This window comes from Roseovarius sp. THAF27, assembly GCF_009363655.1.
Classification (GTDB): Bacteria; Pseudomonadota; Alphaproteobacteria; order Rhodobacterales; family Rhodobacteraceae; genus Roseovarius.
Genome location: NZ_CP045393.1, coordinates 3,974,749 through 3,988,276 on the forward strand (window position 1 = coordinate 3,974,749; position 13,528 = coordinate 3,988,276).

At 64.4% G+C, this 13,528-nt stretch carries 13 protein-coding genes; 7 read left to right on the forward strand and 6 right to left on the reverse strand.

Features of this window, described 5'->3' with window-relative positions:
- Nucleotides 1–100: 100 nt before the first annotated feature.
- Nucleotides 101–1,621: an aldehyde dehydrogenase gene (adh, locus tag FIU89_RS19695; RefSeq protein ID WP_152494164.1), complete on the forward strand. Its 1,521-nt coding sequence runs from the start codon at nucleotides 101–103 to the stop codon at nucleotides 1,619–1,621.
- Between the two features lie 61 nt (nucleotides 1,622–1,682).
- On the opposite strand, the gene FIU89_RS19700 is transcribed toward adh, so the two are convergent.
- Nucleotides 1,683–1,907: a hypothetical protein gene (locus FIU89_RS19700; RefSeq protein ID WP_152494165.1), complete on the reverse strand. Its 225-nt coding sequence runs from the start codon at nucleotides 1,905–1,907 to the stop codon at nucleotides 1,683–1,685.
- A 46-nt stretch (nucleotides 1,908–1,953) separates the two neighbouring features.
- Complete coding sequence (gene pyk, locus FIU89_RS19705) at nucleotides 1,954–3,399, reverse strand: pyruvate kinase (RefSeq protein WP_152494166.1); 1,446 nt, start codon at nucleotides 3,397–3,399, stop codon at nucleotides 1,954–1,956.
- A gap of 116 nt (nucleotides 3,400–3,515) precedes the next feature.
- Between pyk and FIU89_RS19710 the strand changes: the two genes are divergently transcribed.
- The 4 genes from FIU89_RS19710 to FIU89_RS19725 are packed head-to-tail and all read left to right on the forward strand — an operon-like array spanning nucleotide 3,516 to nucleotide 6,186.
- A complete protein-coding gene (locus FIU89_RS19710) occupies nucleotides 3,516–4,286 on the forward strand; it encodes an N-formylglutamate amidohydrolase (protein WP_152494167.1) in 771 nt (256 codons plus the stop codon).
- A gap of 45 nt (nucleotides 4,287–4,331) precedes the next feature.
- Nucleotides 4,332–4,673, forward strand: a complete 342-nt coding sequence (locus FIU89_RS19715) for a 5-carboxymethyl-2-hydroxymuconate Delta-isomerase (protein WP_152494168.1) — start codon at nucleotides 4,332–4,334, stop codon at nucleotides 4,671–4,673.
- Nucleotides 4,674–4,694: 21 nt separating this feature from the next.
- Nucleotides 4,695–5,009, forward strand: a complete 315-nt coding sequence (locus FIU89_RS19720; protein ID WP_057790537.1) for a DUF1244 domain-containing protein — start codon at nucleotides 4,695–4,697, stop codon at nucleotides 5,007–5,009.
- A gap of 4 nt (nucleotides 5,010–5,013) precedes the next feature.
- A complete protein-coding gene (locus tag FIU89_RS19725) occupies nucleotides 5,014–6,186 on the forward strand; it encodes an aminotransferase class V-fold PLP-dependent enzyme (protein ID WP_152494169.1) in 1,173 nt (390 codons plus the stop codon).
- Nucleotides 6,187–6,302: 116 nt separating this feature from the next.
- Here FIU89_RS19725 and FIU89_RS19730 read toward each other — a convergent pair whose 3' ends face one another.
- The 4 genes from FIU89_RS19730 to FIU89_RS19745 form a co-directional block, all read right to left on the reverse strand.
- On the reverse strand, nucleotides 6,303–7,166 hold the full coding sequence (locus FIU89_RS19730) for a D-amino-acid transaminase (protein WP_152494170.1): 864 nt from the start codon (nucleotides 7,164–7,166) through the stop codon (nucleotides 6,303–6,305).
- On the reverse strand, nucleotides 7,163–8,128 hold the full coding sequence (dgcA, locus tag FIU89_RS19735; RefSeq protein WP_152494171.1) for an N-acetyl-D-Glu racemase DgcA: 966 nt from the start codon (nucleotides 8,126–8,128) through the stop codon (nucleotides 7,163–7,165). Before dgcA ends, FIU89_RS19730 begins: the two co-directional genes overlap by 4 nt.
- Before the next feature lie 81 nt (nucleotides 8,129–8,209).
- Complete coding sequence (dgcN, locus tag FIU89_RS19740; RefSeq protein WP_152494172.1) at nucleotides 8,210–9,211, reverse strand: N-acetyltransferase DgcN; 1,002 nt, start codon at nucleotides 9,209–9,211, stop codon at nucleotides 8,210–8,212.
- 104 nt (nucleotides 9,212–9,315) lie between these two features.
- Nucleotides 9,316–10,602 (reverse strand): MFS transporter, encoded by a 1,287-nt coding sequence (locus FIU89_RS19745; RefSeq protein ID WP_152494173.1) that lies wholly within the window; start codon nucleotides 10,600–10,602, stop codon nucleotides 9,316–9,318.
- A 143-nt stretch (nucleotides 10,603–10,745) separates the two neighbouring features.
- Here FIU89_RS19745 and FIU89_RS19750 point away from each other — a divergent pair, with 143 nt between their 5' ends.
- Together FIU89_RS19750 and FIU89_RS19755 are read left to right on the forward strand one after the other, a co-directional pair.
- Entirely contained in the window at nucleotides 10,746–11,702 is a 957-nt protein-coding gene (locus tag FIU89_RS19750) for a CoA ester lyase (RefSeq protein ID WP_152494174.1), read from the forward strand.
- 169 nt (nucleotides 11,703–11,871) lie between these two features.
- Nucleotides 11,872–13,494, forward strand: a complete 1,623-nt coding sequence (locus tag FIU89_RS19755) for a thiamine pyrophosphate-binding protein (protein ID WP_152494175.1) — start codon at nucleotides 11,872–11,874, stop codon at nucleotides 13,492–13,494.
- The last annotated feature ends 34 nt before the right edge of the window (nucleotides 13,495–13,528 follow it).

Below are 13,528 nucleotides of genomic sequence, written 5' to 3' on the forward strand. Positions count from 1 at the left end.
CCACCACCGCTTGCCCCCCTCCTGACGAATCGCTCTTCGCACGTCACCCCTGTCGTCACGACTTCGGGCGGAGGACCCGAGGCGACCAGGAGGAACCAACATGAACGAACAGACGCAACTCTCGGCGGAATTCCAATCGCCGTTCAAGACCCGTTACGACAACTTCATCGGCGGCAAATTCACCCCGCCCGTGAACGGCAAGTATTTCGACAACGTGACCCCGATCACCGGCCAGCCGGTCTGCGAAATCGCCCGCTCGGATGCCGCCGACGTGGAGCTGGCGCTCGACGCCGCCCACGCCGCCAAAGACGCGTGGGGCCGCACCTCGGCCACCGAACGCGCCAACATCCTGCTCAAACTCGCCGACCGGATCGAGGAAAACCTCGACCTGATCGCCGTGGCCGAGACATGGGACAACGGCAAGCCGATCCGCGAGACCGTCAATGCCGACATCCCGCTCGCCGTCGACCATTTCCGGTACTTCGCCAGCGTCCTGCGCGGCCAGGAAGGCGCGATGTCCGAAATCGACGCCGACACCGTCGCCTATCACTACCACGAGCCGCTTGGTGTCGTGGGCCAGATCATCCCGTGGAACTTCTCGGTGCTGATGGCCGCGTGGAAGCTCGCCCCGGCGCTGGCCGCCGGCAACTGCATCGTCCTGAAACCGGCGGAACAGACCCCCGCCGCGATCATGGTGCTGATGGAGGTCATCGCCGACCTGCTGCCCGACGGCGTGCTGAACATCGTCAACGGCTACGGCGCCGAGGTCGGCGCGGCGCTGGCGAAATCCAACCGCATCGCCAAGATCGCCTTCACCGGCTCCACCCAGACCGGCCGCACGATCATGCAATACGCGACCGAGAACCTGATCCCCGTCACGCTGGAACTGGGCGGCAAGTCCCCCAACATCTTCTTCTCCGACGTGATGGCCAAGGACGACGCCTTTCTCGACAAGGCGATCGAGGGTTTCGTGCTCTTCGCCTTCAACCAGGGCGAAGTCTGCACCTGCCCCAGCCGCGCGCTGATCCAGGAAGACATCTATGAAGAGTTCATCGCCCGCGCCATCGAACGCGTGAAGGCCATCAAGCAGGGCGACCCCCGCCTGATGGACACGATGGTGGGCGCACAGGCCAGCCGCGCACAGCAGGACAAGATCCTCAGCTACCTGCAGATCGGTGTCGAGGAAGGCGCCGAGGTGCTGGCCGGCGGTGCGGCGGCCCAGATGGAGGGCGAGCTCTCCGAGGGCTACTACATCCAGCCCACCATCCTGAAAGGCCACAACAAGATGCGCGTCTTCCAGGAGGAAATCTTCGGCCCCGTCGTCTCGGTCACCACCTTCAAGGACGAGGCCGAGGCGCTGGAGCTCGCCAACGACACGATCTACGGCCTTGGCGCCGGGGTCTGGTCGCGCGACGCCAACACCTGCTACCGCTTCGGGCGCGGCATCCAGGCCGGGCGCGTCTGGGTCAACAACTACCACGCCTACCCGGCGCACGCGGCCTTTGGCGGCTACAAGCAGTCCGGCATCGGGCGCGAGAACCACAAGATGATGCTGGACCACTACCAGCAGACCAAGAACATGCTGGTCAGCTACAACCCCAACAAGCTGGGTTTCTTCTAGGATCGGATCGGGGCGGCACGATGTGTCGCCCCTTTTTCACGCCAGGGCCGTCCAAGCGGCCTCAGGTCAGGTACCTTGCCACCACCTGGACAAAGACGTCGGGTATCTCGCTGAAATCATACCCGCCCGGCTTGTTCTGCACTGCCCAAAAGATCATCACAGCGGATGCGATTATCGTCAGCGCCGCAACCCGCGGCGCATGCCCGTCCGACAGCGCCGACAGGATCGACGGGATAGAGAAGACACCCAGCACCAGACCAATGACGAAAAGAAGATCGGGATCCATTCAAAAGATCCTCCGTTAACTGCTCTGCGGAATAGTATAGCGCAGTTCAGTCTTGGTCAGTCGAAGAAAGTTCCTTTTGATTACAGGGCGCTACTCGCAGGATATTGGTCGTACCCGGCACGTTGAACGGCACGCCCGCGGTGACGATCACCAGGTCGTCCTCGGTGGCGTATCCCTGCTTCAGCGCGGCGCGCGTGGCGTTCTGCACCGCCATCTTGAACCGCGACAGTTCCGGCGTCATGACGCAGTCGGTGCCCCAGTTCAGCGACAGCCGCCGCGCCGTGTCGCGCACGTTCGTCATGGCGATGATCGGCACGCGCGGCCGCTCGCGCGCGGTCAGCAGCGCGGTCGTGCCGCTTTGCGTAAAGCAACAGATCGCCGCCACATCGGTGGTTTCCGCGATTTCCCGCGCCGCGGCGACGATCCCGTCGGCCACCGTGGTGCGGTCGGCCTTGCGCGAGGCTTCGATGATCTCGGTATAGGTCGGATCCTCCTCGACCTCGCGGGCCACGTTGTCCATCGTCTGCACCGCCTCGATCGGGTACTCGCCAGCCGCCGATTCCGCCGACAGCATGATCGCGTCCGCGCCTTCGTAAATCGCCGTGGCCACGTCACTGACCTCGGCGCGGGTGGGCATCGGGCTGGAAATCATCGATTCCAGCATCTGCGTGGCGATGATCACCGGCTTGGCCGCCGCGCGGCACTTGCGCACCATCCGCTTTTGCAACGGCGGCACGTTCTGCACCGGCAGTTCCACGCCCAGGTCGCCGCGGGCCACCATGATCCCGTCGACCTCTTTCAGGATGGCATCGAAATCCGTCACCGCCGACGGTTTTTCCACCTTCACCATGATCGCCGCGCGCCCGCGCACCAGCGCGCTTGCCTCGATCACGTCCCGCGCCCGCTGCACGAAGCTCAGCGCCAGCCAATCCACGCCAAGCTCGCAGGCGAACTCCAGGTCGGCGCGGTCCTTATCGGTCAGCGCTGCCAGCGGCAGCACGACGTCAGGCACGTTCACGCCCTTGCGATCCGAAATCGTGCCGCCGGTGACAACCTCGGTTTCGGCATAGTCATTGCCGCATTTGGTGACCTTCAGGCGGATCTTGCCGTCATTGACCAACAATCGCGCGCCGGGTTTCAGCGCCTGGAAAATCTCGGGATGCGGCAGGTTCACACGGTCGATCGTGCCTTCGGCGTCATCCAGGTCCAGCCGGAACGACGCGCCCTCTTCCAGCTCTTCCGACCCGTTCTTGAATGGCCCGACCCGCAGCTTCGGCCCCTGCAGGTCCGCCAGGATGGCGATCGGACTGTCCAGGTCCTGCTCGACCTTTCGAATGATCTCGTGCTTGGCGCGGATATCGTCCTGCGTGCCGTGGCTCATGTTCAGCCTGAACACATCCGCCCCCGCCTCATGCAGAGCCCGGATCGTCTCATAGGTGTCCGATGCCGGGCCCAGCGTGGCCACGATCTTCACATTGCGATAGCGTCTCATGTCTGTCCTTACCTTATTGTCCAGCCGGCGTTAGCGCTAAACTTACGCAGGGTTATTACTTAATTCCCATTCCCTGACAACTGACATAAAAGTGGCGGGCAAGAGATGACATCACCATGACATATCGACCGTTTTTCACCGAAGGGGCAGATCGCCCCACCCGATGGCTCGTCACCTGCGACCACGCCGCCAACACCGTGCCGCCCTTCGTGAACGGCGGCTCGCTCGGGCTCGACCCGGCGGACATGGCCCGCCACATCGCCTACGATCCCGGCGCCGCCGGGGTGGCGCGGGCGCTGGCCCGTGCGCTGGACGCGCCCTGCATCATGACCAACTTTTCCCGCCTGGTGATCGACCCCAACCGAGGCGAGGATGATCCGACCCTGGTGATGAAGCTCTATGACGGCACCATCATTCCCGCCAACCGCCATGTCGGCCCAGCCGATATCGAACAGCGCCTGAACGCGCTCTACAGACCCTATCACAGCGAATTGGCTCGATTGGCCGCGCGGCAGGACGACACAATCATCGTCTCGATCCACTCCTTCACGCGCCAACTCCGGAACCGCCCGCCCCGGCCCTGGCACATCGGCGTGCTCTATGCGACCGACGAACGCCTGACCCGCCCGCTGATCAACCGCATGGCGCAGGAACCCGACATCTGCGTCGGCGAGAACGAACCCTATGGCGGCCATCTGCCCGGCGACGCCATCGCGCGCCACGGCATCGCCTACCAGCGCCTGAATGCCCTGATCGAACTGCGCAACGACCTCATCGTCACCGAAGACCAGCAAACGGCCTGGGCCCAGCGCCTCGCCCCCATGCTGGTCGAGGCGGCGGGTCATGCCGGAGTCGATTCAGAGACTGTTTCACTGCAATCCGGGTGATTTCATCAAAAGACCGCCACATTCACCGACCAAGAGGAGGCGCGCGTGCCGCACATCGTCATCGAACATTCCAGCGGCCTGGAAGACAGCCACGACCTTCAGGCTCTCTGCGACGCGTTGTGGCAGAAATTTGCGGATCACCACAGCGTCACCAGCCCCGACACTGTGCGCACCCGCACTCTCGCCGCCACCGCCTCGCGCATCGGCGTCGAGCCGCAAAGCTTCGCCCACGCCACCCTCCTTCTCCTGCCCGGCCGCAGTGACGAGGTCCGCACGGAACTCGCCCAACTGGTGCTGGACACGCTTCAGGCGCACCTGCCGGACGTCGGCAGCCTGACCGTCCGCTTGGATGATATCCAACAGCCCTATATGAAACGTATGCTCTGACCGAATAAGGGAGACCCGAAGATGGACGACCAGACCCGCATCGAACTCGAGGCCGCCGCGTTCCGCACCCTGCGCGAGCACCTGATGGAAAAGCGCACCGACGTGCAGAACATCGACATGATGAACCTCGCCGGCTTCTGCCGCAACTGCCTCAGCCGCTGGTACCAGGAAGCCGCCAACGAACGCGGCATCGACATGACCAAGGACGAGGCGCGCGAAATCTTCTATGGCATGACGATGGACGAGTGGAAGGCGAACTACCAGACCGACGCATCGGACGACAAGAAAGCGGCCTTCGACAAGTCCTTCGCCGAAAACGTGGGCCCCAAGACCTGAACTCATGACACTCGACATCGCCCGCCTGCGCGCCGACACCCCCGCCTGCGAAACGCTCCTGCACTTCAACAACGCGGGGGCGGGCCTGATGCCCTTGCCGGTGCAACAGGCCCTGTCGGATCACCTCGCGCTCGAGGCGCGCATCGGCGGGTACGAGGCGCACGCCGAAGCCAAGGCACAGGCCGACGCCTTCTACACCGAGATGGCGGCGCTGCTGAACGCCAAGCCATCCGAAATCGCCTATATCGAGAACGCCACCCGTGCCTGGGACATGGCCTTCTTCAGCCTGCCCTTGCAACCCGGCGACCGCATCCTGACCCATGCCTCGGAATACGTGTCGAACTATCTCGGCCTGCTGCTTCAGGCCCAGCGCCGCGGGCTGAAGATTGACCTTATCCCGTCGGATGACAACGGGCAGGTCGATGTCGACGCGATTCAGTCTCTGATGCAGCCCAAAACGCGTCTCATTGCCCTCACCCACGTCCCCACCCAAGGCGGTCTCGTGAACCCGGCGGAAGAGGTCGGGCGCATCGCCCGCGAGCATGGCCTGACCTACCTGCTGGATGCCTGCCAGTCGGCGGGCCAGATCGACCTCGACGTCGAAAAGCTCGGCTGCGACATGCTCTCTGGCACCGGCCGCAAGTACCTGCGCGGCCCGCGCGGCACCGGGTTTCTCTACGTACGCGACGGTCTGGTCGAGGATCTCGATCCGCCCTTCATCGACCTGCTCTCAGCCACCTGGACCGGCCCTGACAGCTTTGAACTCGCCCCCGATGCCAAGCGCTTCGAAAACTGGGAGCGCTATGTGGCCGGCCAGATCGGCCTCGGCACCGCCGCCCGTTATGCCCGGGAGATCGGGCTGCCCGCCATCGAGGCCCGCGTCGCCGATCTGGGCGAGGCCCTGCGCAGCGCGCTTCGCGATATCCCCGGCGTGACGGTCCACGATCTGGGCCAGCGCAGATGCGGCATCGTGACCTTCACCCATGACGCCCGGACGCCGCGCGAGGTGACCGGCGCCTTGCGGGCACGGAATATCAACATCTCCGTTTCCAACCGCACCAGCGCCCAGCTCGATCTCGGCGCCCGCGGTCTCGACCATCTCGCCCGCGCCTCGGTTCACGCCTACAACACCGAGGACGAGATCACGCGCTTCGCAGCCGCCGTCGCCGCGCTCTGACCCCGAAGCACCGGACGGCCGGTCAACGAACGCGATTTGCGGATGGTACCGACGCGATACCACTCGAATACCGACGCAATACTGACGTGCGATTCCAGCGTTAACCCGCGATTCGCTCAGACAGCGACCTTCCGGCTTTCCTCGATGTAGATTTCGCGCAACCGCGTCGCCACCGCTCCCGGCGTCCCTTCCCCCAGGCTGGCCCCGTCGATCTCGACCACCGGCATCACGAAAGCACTGGCCGAGGTGACGAACGCCTCGTCGGCGTCCTTGGCTTCCTCGACGCTGAAATTCCGTTCCTCCACCTGCATTTGCGCCTCTTCGGCAAAGCGCAGCACGGCGGCGCGGGTGATTCCGTGCAGGATGTCGTTCGACAGCGCCCGGGTGATGATCTTGCCGTCCTTGACGATATAGGCGTTGTTCGACGTGCCTTCGGTCACACACCCGTCCTGCACCATCCAGGCATCGTCGCACCCCGCCTTCTTGGCCATCATCTTGCCCATCGACGGATACAGAAGCTGCGTCGTCTTGATGTCCCGACGGCCCCAGCGCAGATCTTCCAAGGTGATGATCTTGATGCCTTTTTTCGCCACCGGATTGTCGGCCAGCCCGGGCTTCGACTGGGTGAACAGAACCACGGTCGGCGGCGTGTCGGGGTCCGGGTAGGCAAAGTCCCGGTCGCCCGGCGCGCCCCGCGTGATCTGAAGGTAAACCAGCCCGTCCTCGATCTCGTTCACCCGCACCAGCTCGCGGTGGATCTCCAGCAGATCGCCCATCACCGCCGGGTGCGGCATGTCCAGCTCGTCCAGCGACCGTTGCAGCCGGCGATTGTGCCCCTCGAAATCGATCAGCTTTCCGTCCAGCACGCTGGTCACCTCGTAGACCCCGTCGCCCATCAGGAACGCCCGGTCGAAAATCGAGATTTTGGCTTCGTTCTCAGGCAGGTAATCGCCGTTCACATACACGGTTCGCATCGTCATCCCCATAGCTTGGCCGAGGGCGGATGCACCCCGGCCGCGTCGAAAATCAAAGGTTCGTCCCGGTCTTCGGCCAACAGCAGCGGCCCGTCAAGGTCGGTCACCGTCGCACCCTGCGCCACCAGCACCGCGGGCGCCATCGCAAGGCTCGATCCGATCATGCAGCCCACCATCACGTCGTACCCTTCGGCCAGCGCCGCCGCGCGCAGCGCCAGCGCCTCGGTCAGCCCGCCGGTCTTGTCCAGCTTGATGTTCACCATGTCGTACTTGCCCTTCAACCCTGGCAGGCTGGCGCGGTCGTGACAGCTCTCGTCGGCGCAAACCGGCACGGGCCGCTCCACCCCCAGGAGCGCGTCATCCTCCGCCGCCGGCAAGGGCTGTTCCACCAGCGCTACGCCCAGGCGTTGAAGGTGCGGCGCAAGGTCGGCATAGACCTCGGCGCTCCAACCCTCGTTGGCATCAACTATGATCTTGGCCTCGGGCGCGCCCGCGCGCACGGCCTCCAGCCGCGGCATGTCATCGGGCGTGCCCAGCTTGATCTTCAGCAAGGGCCGATGGGCATTCTTCGCTGCCTGCTCCCGCATCTTCTCGGGGTCGTCCAGCGACAGCGTATAGGCCGTGATCTCGGGCCCCGGCGCGTGCAATCCGGCCAGGTCCCAGACCCGCTTTCCGGCCTGTTTCGCCTGCAGATCCCACAGCGCGCAATCCACCGCGTTCCGTGCCGCGCCCGCCGGTAACAAATCGTAAAGCTTTTCGCGGGAAACTTCCTCGGGCAGGCTCTCGATCTGCGCCGTCACGCTGTCCAATGTCTCGTCATACCGCGCATAGGGCACGCATTCGCCCCACCCGGTGACGCCGCCTTCGGTCACGCACACGGTCAGAACCTTCGCCTCGGTGCGCGAGCCCCGGCTGATGGTGAACACCTGCGCCAGCTTGAACACATCGCGCGTCACGGAAATCTGCATGAAGGATCGCCCTCTCTTCTTCTGGCCATAAATATCCCCGCCGGAGGCATCCGTCACTCGCCACCGGCCCTCGCAGTTGGATCAGAGCGCTTCCAGCGCGTCCACCAGCTTGGCCGAGCCAAAGCGATACGGGTCCGTCGCGGGCAGCCCCATCTCGTCCTCGACCCTGGCGAGATACGCCTTGGCGTCGTCCTCGCTCATATGCTGGGTGTTGACCGAAACGCCGACAACGCGGCACGCCGGGTTCGCGATCTGCGCCAGCGGCAGCGCGGTGTCCCGCAGGGTCTGCAGGCTGGGCAAGCTGTAATCCGGCAGGCCCCGCATATGCGTGCGTGTCGGCTCGTGGCACAGGATCAGCGCGTCGGGCTGGCCACCATGGATCAGCGCCAGGGTCACGCCGGAATAGGACACGTGAAACAGGCTGCCCTGCCCCTCGATCAGGTCCCAGTGATCCTCGTCGTTGTCCGGCGTCAGGTATTCAATCGACCCGGCCATGAAATCGGCAATCACCGCGTCCAGCGGCACGCCGTCGCCCGTAATCAGGATGCCGGTCTGCCCGGTGGCGCGGAACGAGGCCTTCATGCCGCGCTCGTGCATGTCGCGCTCCATCGCCATCGCCGTGTACATCTTGCCGACCGAGCAATCGGTGCCCACCGCGAGGCAGCGCTTGCCGCTGCGCTTCTTGCCATCCGCGATCGGATAGCGGACCGACGGCACCCGCACGTCGTGCAGCGTGCGGCCATGCGCTTCGGCCTTTGCCACGAGGTCTTCCTCGTGTTTCAGCAGGTTATGCAGGCCAGACGCGATGTCATAGCCCATCGCCAGCGCCTCCAGCAGCACAGCCTTCCATTTGTCTGAGATCACGCCACCGCGGTTCGCCACCCCGATCACCAGCGTCTTGGCGCCAGCGTCCCTCGCCTCGGCCAGGGTCATGTCCGTCAGGCCCAGGTCGGCGCCGCACCCCGGCAGCCGGATCTGCCCCACCGCGTATTCCGGTCGCCAGTCCCTTATGCCGATAGCCACTTTCGCGGCCAGCATGTCGGGGGCATCGCCCAGAAACAACAGGTACGGGGTCTCGATCATATTTTGGTCCTTTCCAGAATCGGTTCTGCGGAATGGTGCACCGAGTTCCCCGAAAATTCATACCGAATTGACGAGCCTCCAGGGAAGAGCGGCAAGATTCCCTGTCATCTTGCGAATTTTTCAGCAGATTCTTGCGCCGGAGGGTCGGGCGCCTCCGCCCTCTCTTCCATTTCCTCCGACACGGCCTCGGCCTGCAACAGGCCCGGTTGCGGCACCCCGAGCACGCCCATCGCCTGCACCGACCCGGTTTCTTCCGGCGGCTCGGACGAAACCCTGCGGACAACCGCGATTGCGGCGACCACAAGGCTTGTCGCCAGGATGAACAGTTGCAGTCCCCGCCCGTCGATCATCGAAATCAGGTTCGGACCCACCAACATGCCGCCGAACTGTCCCAGTTGCAGCAGAAACGCCATCGTTCCGCTTGCGGCCACGATCTGCCCGGGGCTCAGGTGGTCATTGGCGTGCGCCGCCAGCACGGAATACACCGGCAAGGACACCGCCGCGATCACCGAAAAGCCCAGCACGATCCGCGAGGGCGCCGTATCCACCGCCATCCAGAGCGCCGCCGCCGCGGTGACCAAGGCCAACCCCATGACCACGAAGCGCCGGTCCACGTGGTCCGCAATCCAGCCGACCGGATATTGCACGAACGCCGCCACGATCATCGCGACAACGAGCGCCCCCGACGCTTGCGCGTCGGAAAACCCGCTGCGCAAGGCATAGAGCGGCAGAGCGATGAACCACGAAACCACGCCCGCACCCATGATCACGGTTCCCAGCACCGCCATCGGCGACACGCGGTAGAGTCGGGCCACCGGCATCCGCTCGGGCGCGGTGTAATCCGGGGCGCGATTGTTGGAAAGAAGCAGCGGTACGAACCCCACAGACAGCAGGATCGAGGCCAACCCGAAAAGCATGTTTCCCGTCGGGTCCGGCAAGGCCACCATGGCTGTGCCCAGCGCCGGACCGGCCGTCTGGATGATGAAATAGACCGACAGTATCTGCGCCCTTAGGCGGTTTTCGGCCTTGGCGTTCAGCCAGCTTTCGGTGATCACGTAGAGGCCCGGAAAACAGAACCCCGCCAACAGGCGCATGACACTCCAGCTGACCGGATCACTGGTCAGAAGATGTGCAATCGCGGCCACGGACACCATCGAGGCCAGCGCCGAAAACACGCGGATATGGCCCACCTTCTCGATCAGTCGCGGCGTGATGATCGTCCCGGCCAGCGCCCCCAAGGGATAGCAGGCCTGCATCATCGCGATGGAAAAATCCGAGAACCCGATTCCCGCCCCGCGAATGGTCAGCAACGTCACCAGCAGCCCGTTCGCCACCATCAGCATCGTCATGCCCATGAACAGGGCCCGGTTTTCCACCAACGCGCGTCTCATGCGGCCATGCTAATCGGTGGGCGATGCCGTGACCGCGCGTTTGCGACGCATGCAGGTCGTTGTCATCTGCTTGCCATTGTCCGCGCAATTTTATAGCTGGTCTGCGACGTGGTTTCGCAACAATCTGACCAAAGGATCACAATATGAGTTTCCGCCCGCAACCTCCGGCGCCCGCGCGTCCCAACCGTTGCCAACTCTTCGGACCGGCCTCGAACACCAGCCTGTTCGAGAAGATGGCCAAGTCCAAGGCCGACGTCGTCAACCTCGACCTCGAAGATGCCGTCGCGCCGTCGGACAAGGACCAGGCCCGCAAGAACGCGATCGAGGCGATCAACGACATCGACTGGGGCAAGAAGACCCTCAGCGTGCGCATCAACGGCCTCGACACCCAGTACTGGTACAAGGATGTGGTCGACCTGCTGGAACAGACCAACGGTCGTCTCGACATGATCATGATCCCAAAGGCCGGTTCGGGCGATGATATCTACGCCGTCGACGCGCTGGTCAGCTCGATCGAGATGGCCATGGGCCACAAGAAGCGCATCGCGTTCGAATGCATCATCGAAACCGCGATGGGCATCTGCCACGTCGAGGATATCGCGCAAGGCAGCCCCCGGATGGAGGCGATGAGCCTCGGCGCCGCCGACTTCGCCGCCTACATGGGTATGCAGACCACAGGCATCGGCGGCACGCAGGAAAACTACTACATGCACCGCAAGGGCGAGAATTACTGGGTCGATCCGTGGCACTGGGCCACCGCCAAGATCGTCGCCTGCTGCCGCACCCACGGCCTGTTGCCCGTCGACGGCCCGTTCGGCGATTTTTCCGACCCCGAAGGCTTCCGCGCGCAGGCGCTGCGCGTGCTGACGCAGGGCATGGTCGGTAAATGGGCGATCCACCCCAGCCAGGTCGAGGCGTGCAACGAGATCTTCACCCCGACCGAGGAAGCCGTCACCGAGGCGCGCGAGATCCTCGAAGCGATGGAAGAGGCCAAGAAAAAGGGCCTGGGCGCCACCACCTACAAGGGCCGCCTGATCGACATCGCCTCGATCAAGCAGGCCGAGGTTATCGTCAAATCGGCGGAAATGATCGAAGACTGACATCTCTTGATGCTCTCAAGAACGGCCTCCGACATCGCGGGGGCCGTTTTCTTTTGCAAACGGGAAAGACTGACGCAGCTGTGATGCAACTTGCGCAAAAGCAGCGGGACACGGCGTTGCGAATGTGGCTAGGGTCCGTGTCAACGACGACAGACCTCGGGGACAGACCATGACCAACTCACCGCTACGCGCCGCCGACGTCCTGGCCCAGCGCCTGTATCAGGCCGGGTGCCGCCATGCGTTCGGTATGCCCGGGGGCGAAGTGCTGACGCTCGTCGACGCGCTGGAAAAGGCCGGTATTCGTTTCACCCTGGTCAAGCACGAGAATGCCGGTGGGTTCATTGCCGAAGCCGTGCATCACCGCGACGGCGCACCCGCAATCCTGGTGGCCACCGTCGGGCCCGGCGCGATGAACGGGGTCAACGTGGTCGCCAACGCAGAGCAGGATCGCGTGCCGATGATCGTGCTTTCCGGCTGTGTCGATGCCGACGAGGCACTGACCTATACCCACCAGATCCTCGATCATCGCGCGGTCTTCCGGCCCATCACAAAGGCCACGTTCGAGCTGACCGCCGCAGGCGCCGGTATCATCGCCGACAAGGCCGTCGCCCTCGCGACCGAGCCGCGCTGCGGCCCGGTGCATATCGACGTCCCGATCAGCGTGGCGGACACCCAGGTACCCGCCGACGCGCCGCGTCCGGTGCGTGTGCCAGCGTCGCCGACCGCGCCCTCCGGCGCCGACGCGGCCCGTGCCCGCGAGGCGCTTGCCACGGCATCCCGCCCTATCGCCGTGGTCGGTCTCGATGTCCTGCAAGACGCGTCGCACACCGTCCTGCGCGCGTTTCTGGAACAGTTCGGCATACCTTTCGTCACGACCTACAAGGCAAAGGGCGTGCTGCCCGAGGACCACCCGCTTTGCCTTGGCGGTGCGGGCCTGTCGCCGCTTGCGGACACGCACCTGCTGCCGTTGATCGCAAAGGCCGACCTTGTGCTCTGTATCGGGTACGACCCGATCGAGATGCGCACGGGCTGGCGCAACGCCTTTGATCCCGCCCGCCAGACGGTGATCGACATCGCCGCCGTGCCGAACACGCATTACATGCACCAGGCCTCGTTGAACTTCGTCGGGCATACCGGCGAGACGCTGGAGATGCTGGCCCAGGGCACGCCCGTCGGCACGACCTGGCCCGACGACGAACCCGCGGCTGCGCGAAAGGCCCTGGCGAGCGCCTTCCCCGATACCGACAAATGGGGGCCTGCCGGTGTCATCGCCGAAACCCGCGCGGTGATGCCCGACGACACGCTGGCCACCGCCGATAGCGGCGCGCATCGCATCCTTCTCAGCCAGATGTGGCGCTGCACAGAGCCGCGCGGACTGATCCAGTCCTCGGCGCTTTGCACCATGGGGTGCGCCGTTCCGATGGCGATGGGCCTGAAGATTGCCGAGCCCGACAGACCTGTCGTCAGCTTTTCCGGCGATGCCGGATTTCTTATGGTGGCCGGGGAACTGGCAACCGCCGCCGAACTGCGACTGACGCCCATCTTTCTTGTTTTCGTGGATGCAAGCCTGGCGCTGATCGAGCTGAAGCAGCGCCAGCGGCAGTTGGCCAACAAGGGTGTCGACTTCGCACGACACGATTTCGCGGCGATGGGGCGCGCGTTTGGCGGGGCGGGCCATACGGTGCGCACACGAGCCGAATTGCGCACGGCTCTTCAAGCGGCGCTGCACTGCGATACGTTCAGCGTGATCGCTGCCGAGATCGAGCCGGGGGGCTATGACGGCCGAATCTAGGCGCTGCGGCACCTTTGCCGTGTAACATTTGCTG